General features: G+C 37.4%; 6 protein-coding genes. 2 read left to right on the forward strand and 4 right to left on the reverse strand.

Annotation, left to right across the window (positions count from 1 at the left end; all coding sequences use genetic code 11):
• Positions 1-64 precede the first annotated feature (64 nt).
• The gene (locus QAI40_RS00450) at positions 65-2,740 is read left to right on the forward strand and encodes a CBS domain-containing protein (RefSeq protein ID WP_299977517.1); all 2,676 of its coding nucleotides are present in this window, start codon (positions 65-67) and stop codon (positions 2,738-2,740) included.
• A 66-nt stretch (positions 2,741-2,806) separates the two neighbouring features.
• Entirely contained in the window at positions 2,807-3,817 is a 1,011-nt protein-coding gene (trpS, locus tag QAI40_RS00455) for a tryptophan--tRNA ligase (protein WP_299977520.1), read from the forward strand.
• Here the strand turns inward: trpS and QAI40_RS00460 are convergent.
• The 4 genes from QAI40_RS00460 to QAI40_RS00475 all read right to left on the reverse strand — a co-directional run bounded on the left by QAI40_RS00460 (position 3,806) and on the right by QAI40_RS00475 (position 7,064).
• A complete protein-coding gene (locus tag QAI40_RS00460; protein ID WP_299977523.1) occupies positions 3,806-4,498 on the reverse strand; it encodes a pseudouridine synthase in 693 nt (230 codons plus the stop codon). The two genes, trpS and QAI40_RS00460, sit on opposite strands and share 12 nt — an antisense overlap.
• 2 nt (positions 4,499-4,500) lie before the next feature.
• Complete coding sequence (gene argJ, locus QAI40_RS00465; protein WP_299977525.1) at positions 4,501-5,670, reverse strand: bifunctional glutamate N-acetyltransferase/amino-acid acetyltransferase ArgJ; 1,170 nt, start codon at positions 5,668-5,670, stop codon at positions 4,501-4,503.
• 363 nt (positions 5,671-6,033) lie between these two features.
• The gene (locus tag QAI40_RS00470; RefSeq protein WP_299977528.1) at positions 6,034-6,681 is read right to left on the reverse strand and encodes a 4-fold beta flower protein; all 648 of its coding nucleotides are present in this window, start codon (positions 6,679-6,681) and stop codon (positions 6,034-6,036) included.
• Positions 6,678-7,064 (reverse strand): hypothetical protein, encoded by a 387-nt coding sequence (locus tag QAI40_RS00475; protein ID WP_299977531.1) that lies wholly within the window; start codon positions 7,062-7,064, stop codon positions 6,678-6,680. Before QAI40_RS00475 ends, QAI40_RS00470 begins: the two co-directional genes overlap by 4 nt.
• Positions 7,065-7,497: the final 433 nt, after the last annotated feature.

A 7,497-nucleotide genomic window follows, 5' to 3' on the forward strand; every position in this document is an offset into this window, starting at 1 on the left:
ATTGTAAAATCTAGACGGATATACTATATAAATTTTATCGATTGATTACAACAGGAGTTATTTTTTGAATAAAAAAAATAAAATCATTAAAGCAGATACGATTATTACCAGTCATATTAATGCGGATTTTGATGCGATCGCATCAATGCTGGCTGCCCAGAAATTATATCCCGGTTCGGTTATTATTTTCCCCGGATCACAGGAAAAAAATTTACGGGATTTTTTTATCAGTTCCACAAGTTACCTGTTTAACATGGCAGACCCGGGTTATATAGACTTTTCTCAAACATCAAGACTCGTGATTGTGGACACCAGACAAAAAAGCAGATTGCCTCATGTCTCCAAGTTGCTCACTAAAAAAGATATTATAATCGATATTTATGATCATCATCCGGCCATGGAGGGGGATGTAACAGGTTCTTTTGAAATCACCAGGCAAACCGGTGCAACAACGACCATATTAAGCTCCCTGTTACAGGAAAAAAAGATTGTTCCCAGTCCTGAAGAGGCAACGATCATGGCTTTGGGGATATATGAAGATACAGGATTGTTTACATATTCCTCCACGACAAAGGAAGATCTTGAACAGGCGGCTTTTCTTTTATCATGCGGTGCCGATTTAAATACCATAGTCAGTTTTGTGGTTAAGGAAATTAAATCCGAACAGGTCACGTGGTTGAATGAATTGTTAAATGAAATGACCGCTCATAAAATAAGTGGGGTTGATATTCATATGTCTGTCATTTCTTCTCCCACATATATTACGGATCTGGCAACAATTGTTCAAAAAGTTGTCAGAATGGAAAACCTTGATATCTTTTTTGCCATTGTTTTAATGGATAATAAAATCAATATCATTGCAAGAAATCGTGTGCCAGAGGTTGATGTCGGCAAAATACTTTCCCGATTTGGCGGTGGTGGCCATTCTTATGCTGCGTCTGCCAAAGTTGATAACCAGACATTAGCACAGGTTGAAATGATGCTCATTGAACAGCTTCAAAAAGAAGTTAAAACCATTCAGATCGCAAAAAACCTGATGACGTCACCTGCCATCACCATTGAACCCCACGTTACCTGTAAAACAGCCGGTAATATGATGACACGATATAATATCAATACATTATTGGTTGTTGATAAAAAAAAGAATTCCTATGAAGGATATATTACACGACAGATAATAGAAAAAACATTGCATCACAAGCTGTCCCATCTTCCGGTAAAAGAATATATGAATTCCGAGGTCAGCTATATTTCTTCTGATGCTGAAGTCTCCCAAATTGAAAATATTATTATAGAAGGGAAGCACAGAATTCTGCCTGTTATCGATGATGGATGGATCAAAGGTGTTATTACCCGAACCGATTTGTTGAATTATTTAGTTCAGCATAACAAAGCACTCAAAAGGAATGAAACTGAACTGGGTATTAAAAAAAATGTCAAGAAAAGACAGATTGAAAACATTCTTTACCAACGACTTGATAAACGCATAAGACAACTTCTCCAAAACATCGGTAAAACAGGCGATGAGCTTGGACTCAATTTATTTGTTGTCGGAGGATTTGTAAGGGATCTGTTGCTGAACAGACAAATTGATGACATCGATATTGTTGTTGAAGGAGACGGTATTGAATTTGCCAAGGTCTATGCAAAAAAAGAAGGTTGCAGAATCAATACTCATAGAAAATTTGGCACGGCAGTTATTATTTTTCCTGATAATTTTAAAATTGATGTGGCTTCTGCCAGGTTGGAATATTATAAAACGCCGGCAGCTTTGCCTATTGTTGAAAAAAGTTCCATCAAACTTGACCTTGCACGAAGGGATTTTACAATCAATACCCTGGCGATCAGTCTTAATCCTGACAATTTTGGAACTATGGTAGACTATTTTGGTGCCAACAGGGATCTGAAAGACAAAACAATAAGAATCATTCATAATTTAAGCTTTGTTGAAGACCCCACACGTATTTTCAGAGCCATTAAATTTTCAAACCGGTTTGGGTTCAAAATCGGGAAAGTAACATCAAATTTAATTAATAATGCAATTAAAATAGATTGTTTTAAAAATTTAAGCGGTCTCCGGGTATTATCCGAACTAAAGCAAATCTTTGAAGAAGAAAATCCAATTCCGGCCATTAGAACAATGGAGTCATACGGTCTTGAAAAAGTTATTCATAAAAATCTGACTTTTATTCCAAATACATACCAACTGCTTGAGTCAGTCAATAAAATACTATCCTGGCACGATCTCTTATATATTGATGAGCAATATCCAAGGTGGTCGGTTTACTTTATGGCACTTTTGAACCGCTGTTCTTATAAAGTCTGTGAACAAATCTGCAACAGGCTTAAAGTACCCTTGAAAGAACGTAGCATTCTTTTAGAAAAGAGATATAAAGCTGAAAAACAACTTCATTTAATAGAAAACTCATTAAATCATACCAAGCAGGATCTGTACTGGGCGCTCATTAATTTTAAGACGGAATACATTTTATATATGATGGCCCTGGCAAAAGATGAAGAAATAAGAAAAGCTATCTCAAATTTTTATACGCATCAAAGAAGTATAAGGCCTTACATTAAGGGCAGAGATTTATTGAAAATCGGCTTACCATCCGGCCCTGTTTTTAGTACAGTACTCAATCAGGTCTTAAACGCTAAACTGGATGGGCAGTTGAAAACAAAGAAAGAAGAAATTAACTTTGCCACAGAATATGCTAAGAAAAACAAACTTATTGATTAAATCACGACTTTTTGTTAATCCCCTTTATTTAGTATTAAAAACAATTGATTTCAGGAATAGCTGAACATGAAAAATGCAGATTTTTTAACCGGAATCACCACCAGTGGAACCCCACACCTCGGTAATTATGTCGGTGCCATACGACCGGCAGTTGAAACCAGTAAAAACCCAAGGTTAGTATCTTATTATTTTCTTGCTGATTATCATTCTTTAATCAAAAATCATGACCCGAAGCTGAGAAAACAATCCGCACTTGAAATTGCAGCATCCTGGATTGCCTTGGGGCTGGACTATGACAACTGTGTATTTTACCGACAATCAGATATTCCCGAAATACCGGAATTGACATGGATCCTCACCTGCCTTACTGCCAAGGGATTGATGAACAGGGCTCACGCTTATAAAGCTACAGTGGCGGATAATGAAGAACAAGGGCACAAGGACTCTGACAAAGGAATAACCATGGGACTTTTTTCATATCCGGTTCTCATGGCTGCAGATATCCTGATGTTTAACGCCAGAAAAGTGCCTGTTGGCAAAGACCAGGTTCAGCATCTTGAAATGACAAGAGATATAGCGGCAAGATTTAATCATGTTTATAAAAAACTGTTTATTCTTCCCGAAGTCGTTGTGGATGAGACTTCTGCTGTTCTCGCAGGCCTTGATGGCCGTAAGATGAGCAAAAGTTATCATAATTATATTCCTCTGTTTGATACGCAAAAACGCCTTAGAAAACTGATTATGAAGATAAAAACCAATTCTCTGGGGCCGGATGAACCCAAGGATCCGGAAACCTGCACACTGTTCTCAATTTACAAGGCATTTGCATCTCAATCGGAAACAAAAGAAATGGCAGAACGTTACCGGCAGGGTATTGCATGGGGAACCATGAAACTGGAACTCTTTGAATATATTGATGAAATATTGAAAGCACCCAGAAAGCGGTATGAAGAGCTGATAAAAAATCCGTCTGATATTGATGAAATACTTAAAAAGGGTGCAATGAAAGCAAGAGAGTTTTCCGTACCCTTTCTTGAAAAAATAAGAGAAACCATCGGAATTCAGTCACTGGGTTAATCGTTTGATTTCTTTAGGGGTCAAATAACGCCATTCCCCTTCTTTTAAGTTCCCAAGGTTGATATTTGCCATCCTGATTCTTTTTAAAATATCAACCCTGTTTCCGGTTTTTCCAATCATTTTTCGAATCTGGCGGTTTCTTCCCTGTTTCAAAACAATGCTGAATTTATTTTTTGAAAGACGTTTCACTTTTGCTTTTCTGGTTTTAACCCCGTCAATCATCAACCCCTGTGCCATATTGTTCAACGCAGCTTCAGATATGGGATGAAGTGTTGTTACAATATACTCTTTTTCATGATTAAAAGAAGGGTGGGATAATTTATTATGGAGCTCTCCATCATTGGTCAGCAGCAAAAGTCCTTTGGAATCTTTATCAAGTCGACCCACAGGATATACCCTCTCATCAATATCGATCAGATCAAGAATAATCTTTGTTTTTTGCTGTGAACAGGATGTGACAACCCCTTGTGGTTTGTTCAAGGCAATGTATATTTTGGGTGATTCCTGTTTTAAAATAACCGGTTGACCATTAAAAAAAACCTTGTCATTTTCAGGATTAATCTTTGTCCCAAGTTCTGTGACAATCTGACGGTTTACTTTTACCCGGCCGTTTAATATGTGCTCTTCCGCTTTTCTCCTGGAACAAAGCCCGGCATGGGCCAGATATTTTTGAAGCCGCATGTTTAAGACCTGTATTCAGCATTAATTTTCACATAATCTTCGCTGAAGTCACAAAACAGAAAGTTGTCTGTCTCTTTCCCAAGATTCAAATCAAGTGTGATGGTGATTTCTTTCTTTTTCATGATTTGAGCTGTCTTTTTTTCAGCTTCTACCCCCAGCCATTTGCCTTTTAAAACCAATGGCTGGTCATCAAAAAAAAGATCCATCTTTTCCGGAACAACATGGGCTCCGGACCTGCCGGCTGCAGCCGTTATCCTTCCCCAGTTGGGATCTTCTCCGTAAACAGCTGTCTTCACCAGATTGGAATGGGCAATGGTTTCAGAGGCCTTGAATGCATCCTGCTTTGATTGAGCCCCTTTAACAATAATCTGAATAAGTTTGGTGGCGCCCTCCCCGTCTTTGACCACCATTTTAGCAAGTTCTAAACAGATTTTATCAAGCATGGTTTGAAATATTTTTTTAGGCTCAATATCAGTTATTTCCACTCCTGAAGTACCGTTTGCAAGGGCTAAAAGCGTATCATTGGTGCTGGTATCACCATCAACAGTAATCCGGTTAAAGGATTTTTCATTGGCTGCGCTTAAAGAGGTCTTTAAATCCTGAGTTGAAATTTTTACATCAGTACAAATGAATGCCAGCATGGTTGCCATATCAGGCCGGATCATGCCGGATCCTTTTGCAATTCCCATAATTGAAAATTTCTTGTCACCAATAACGCCGCTTTCTTTTGCAATCTTATAGTTTGTATCAGTGGTAAGAATGGCATTTGCAAAATCCTTCACATGATCGGCAGAAAGATGCGTGACAATATCCGGAACACCGGTTTCAAATTTATCCATGGGAAGATTGGCACCAATCACGCCAGTAGAAGACACCAGGACAAGATCTTCTAAAATACCAAGAGTTCTGCCAACCATCTTTGAACAGGTAATGGCATCTTCAATTCCTTTTTCCCCAGTAAAACAATTTGCATTGCCGCTGTTGACAAGAACCGCCTGGCATAAGCCCTTTTTAATTTTTTCTTTTCCAAGAATAACCGGTGCTGCAATGACTTTATTCCGTGTAAACAAGGCTGCTGCAACAGCAGGCTTTTCACTAAATATAAGCCCCAGATCTTTTCGACCATTCTTTTTAATCCCGGCCTTAATACCGGCAAATTTAAAGCCTTTCATAAAAACTGCTCCTAAAAATTGAAAAGATATTATACGTTGCCCTTTGAGTTGTGTAAATGATTTAAGTCAAATTCCCATGTTTCAAACATACCGGCAGGAGCAAAGGTAAAGCTTTGGCATTCTCAAAAATCAAATCATCCATGCTTTTTTCTATATAGAACCAGCAACTCCAGGTTTTCCCGGGCAAAGCTTCACCTTCATCCCTTCCTCTACACCAGGATACGATTAGAATCACGTTGTTATATTAAAGAGCTGAATATGGAAGAATGGGTTTGATTAAAATTGTCAAAAAATAAAGTTTACAGTCCGCTGCAACAAACAGGGTTAAGTTGGTTTAAATATTGATAATGCCGCAACATACTCTTACCTTCCCTCTTCAAGAAATTCCATAAGGGTTGTTGTTGCTTTTACCATACCTTTTAAGGGCTTAAATGGCTTAAATTGCTTGAACCTTTTGAAAGGTTTAAATTGCTTGAACCCCTTGAAGGGTTCAAATTGTGTGAAAACTGGAGAAGTTTGTGCAGTGAACCCCACTCTTTGACCTTGATGATTCCATAAAATTCCATCTTCAAACCATCCAAGGTGTTTACCATTGAAGCCGAAAATATCGTTTCCTTCATCAATATACGACAAAGGTTTACCATTGAATGAATAGATAGTATTCCCGTCGTTCCATGCAATATAAGCTTTTGGGGCGCCATTTTTCTCAAAAAGAGTCGTTTCCTCCTCTTGTGTTTCCATATCGCTGAATTGATTATTGGTAACACTTGTTACATCAAGGAATATAATATTTTCTTGGGCGTCAAAAGTACAAAAAATACGGACATTTTGCCCTCTAAGTGTATATATTCCTTCGTCTCTGGATTTGATTCTAGTTAGCAGGGGGGAGCTGAGAAACTCTTCTTTTTCTATGCTTGTAACGAAAGTAAACAGCCTGCTTACTTCTTTTTGCTGTGATTGTCCAAGTTGAGACATTGCTTGATTAAACTGTTGGGTGATCAGAGCTTTCATTGGATAACCTCCCCATACAGTTTTTTAAATGTTTCTGTTTCTTGTTCAAGTTGATCAATTTCCCCATTTTGAATTAGTTTTAAAGAACGTTTTGCAACACCCTCAGCAACTTTATTTCTTATGGCTGCCTCGTATTGTTTTGGCGTAAAGCCTTTAATCATATCACGATCATGCATGCTGATTTTAATTTGGTAAAGGGCTAAAAATATGGTTGAGATGAGAAGTATATAGAAAGAAACTTTTTGCGGAATTAAACTCCAAACGATTCCATTGGATACAGAAATTTCTACCACAAGAGAGCTGGCTGAAACACTCGCAACCCCCAAAAGAAGGAGTGGAAAAAATGCCCTAAACCAGGGATTTCTGAGAAAAAAAGTTTCCATGTAGTTCTGTCTTCTTTAACGCTTCAAACGATGCTCTATTGATTTTAAAACCTAACCATTTATTATCAGCTTAATTTTCCCTGATTAGTTTTAAAAAATATCAATATCAGGAAAAACATTTCTATTGAACTTTTTATTAAATAGCCTCGATCCAGATGAAATTACTCATATCAATAATTTTTCAATTATTCAACTAAAGCGGAAATATAATTGATTCTGAAAAGATCTGCCGGAATGTTCTTTATTGGAGAATAGCTGTAACAAGAAAAAATAATATTTTTTCAAAAATCTGAGTTCATTTGCTCAAATTCCTTAGATTACGTGCCGCGTTACACGCAGACAATCAATTTTCTAATATATAATCATCCATCCTGAATCTTAACTTCTTACCAAAAGTTAAGATTCAGATGTTCTGTTTTTGGAGAAAAGAAAA

Origin of the sequence: Desulfobacula sp. (assembly GCF_030611305.1) — a bacterium.
Classification (GTDB): domain Bacteria; phylum Desulfobacterota; class Desulfobacteria; order Desulfobacterales; family Desulfobacteraceae; genus Desulfobacula.

What these genes read in the sequence shown, in the direction of transcription:
- QAI40_RS00470 (WP_299977528.1), bottom strand. Translation starts at nt 6,681, where the DNA reads ATGAAAGCTCTGATCACCCAACAGTTTAATCAAGCAATGTCTCAACTT.
- argJ (WP_299977525.1), bottom strand. Translation starts at nt 5,670, where the DNA reads ATGAAAGGCTTTAAATTTGCCGGTATTAAGGCCGGGATTAAAAAGAAT.
- QAI40_RS00475 (WP_299977531.1), bottom strand. Translation starts at nt 7,064, where the DNA reads ATGGAAACTTTTTTTCTCAGAAATCCCTGGTTTAGGGCATTTTTTCCA.
- trpS (WP_299977520.1), top strand. Translation starts at nt 2,807, where the DNA reads ATGAAAAATGCAGATTTTTTAACCGGAATCACCACCAGTGGAACCCCA.
- QAI40_RS00460 (WP_299977523.1), bottom strand. Translation starts at nt 4,498, where the DNA reads ATGCGGCTTCAAAAATATCTGGCCCATGCCGGGCTTTGTTCCAGGAGA.